The organism is Ancylothrix sp. D3o (genome assembly GCF_025370775.1).
Taxonomy (GTDB): Bacteria; Cyanobacteriota; Cyanobacteriia; order Cyanobacteriales; family Oscillatoriaceae; genus Ancylothrix.
Genome location: NZ_JAMXEX010000121.1, coordinates 1 through 1,416, shown reverse-complemented (window position 1 = coordinate 1,416; position 1,416 = coordinate 1). Strand labels below are relative to the sequence as shown.

The window sequence follows — 1,416 nt, the reverse complement described above, 5'->3', positions numbered from 1 at the left end:
CTATTGAGAGTACCTAGGTAGGTAGCATTATTTTGGACTACACCAATATCAAACTCTGACATGACGAGACACCCCTACTTACTAAAAGGTTATTTGTCCTTAAATAGCCGTCATTTAAAAAGCGTTCTAATTGCTTTTTAGTTTGGCGACTTTTTAAGCGGAAAGCATAATTAAACGTGATAATAACACGCCTAAAATGAGCGAGCCTCGGAGAAATTACGGATTTTTTTAGAAAATTACAGTAGGCTTTTTGGGCCACGTCGGAGCTTTTTGCCTAAAAAATGGCCCCAATAATTTTTATTTTGCCGCCCGAAAAATTATTAAGGGCTAAGGCCAAGGAAAAGCGAAGGATGTCAACCGTGTTTTTACTGAAAAGCCAATTTAATAACCATATCTACAGGTTGTACTGAGTTGAACCCCCTACCATTTTTTGTAGGATGGGGGTGTGTGTCGTGCCCAAGTCACCGACAGCGTTCTTATTCAAACCAGACGCTTGAGAGAAGCGATTACCTCGCCATTGATACAGAACTCTGTGTAGCTGTTTACTAATGGGGGTGCCAGACTTAAGCTGGCGGATCTGATTTCTGATTTACTTTTGTCCGGGCAACTCCACCATCGATACCGATGAACTTTGGGGAGCATTTTGAAGGCTTTTGGCCACGCCCCAACCCAAACCCACACCTAATCCCAAGGTAGCCAATAATACTCCCATAGCCGGCATTAAAGATGAGAAAAACTGTCGGGATTTCTGTCTTTCAGCATCCTTCACCAATTCTTCAACTGCTCTGGCAATTGCTGACCGCATCCCCATCACACCGGCCTCTTGGTATGCCATAATTTCCTCTTTGACTTCATCTAACCATTCTTTCTGCTCTTCTTTGACTTCTCGTACAGCTTCCAACCAATTGAAGAAAACTTTATCAAAAATTAACGGCATTAACCGGATTAACAAATCCAACCGCATTTGAGCTAAAGCTTGCCCAAAAGCAGGATCATCCTCATCCATCCCCACACTTTTTGCTGTTTCTAGTATCTGTTGTTTGAATTCCTCAACACTAGCCGGTATTGTCTCTGGTGAAAACCACTTCAATAAATCTTCCCTCGTCAGTCCCTCTACATTAAACGAGTGGGGCGTGGTATCACCAGGTAATCCATCACTAAAATCAGATTCTTGATTATCTACTCTGCCATTATTTACCACCATATTTTTTACCTCAATTATTTTAGTAAACAAATGTTTTTAGCGGAAATGTCGATGTAACCAAGCTACTCCCTACTATTGATTTCCTGGCAATTATTTCCGGAAAGTATCCCCCACATCTATCCGTAAAAGCTTTTGGTGGCTAACGCCATCAATAAATGAATCCATAGAGGAAAAGCAATTGCTAACACTATGGGTTGTTTAGCCATCCCTCG

1 protein-coding gene is annotated in these 1,416 nt (G+C 41.6%); it reads right to left on the bottom strand.

Annotation, left to right across the window (positions count from 1 at the left end; all coding sequences use genetic code 11):
- Positions 1 to 589 precede the first annotated feature (589 nt).
- Entirely contained in the window at positions 590 to 1,204 is a 615-nt protein-coding gene (locus tag NG798_RS27660) for a DUF6753 family protein (protein ID WP_261226935.1), read from the bottom strand.
- Positions 1,205 to 1,416 lie beyond the last annotated feature (212 nt).

Bases quoted from the DNA above. Each gene is read 5' to 3' on its own strand.
- NG798_RS27660 (WP_261226935.1), bottom strand. From the start codon at position 1,204: ATGGTGGTAAATAATGGCAGAGTAGATAATCAAGAATCTGATTTTAGT.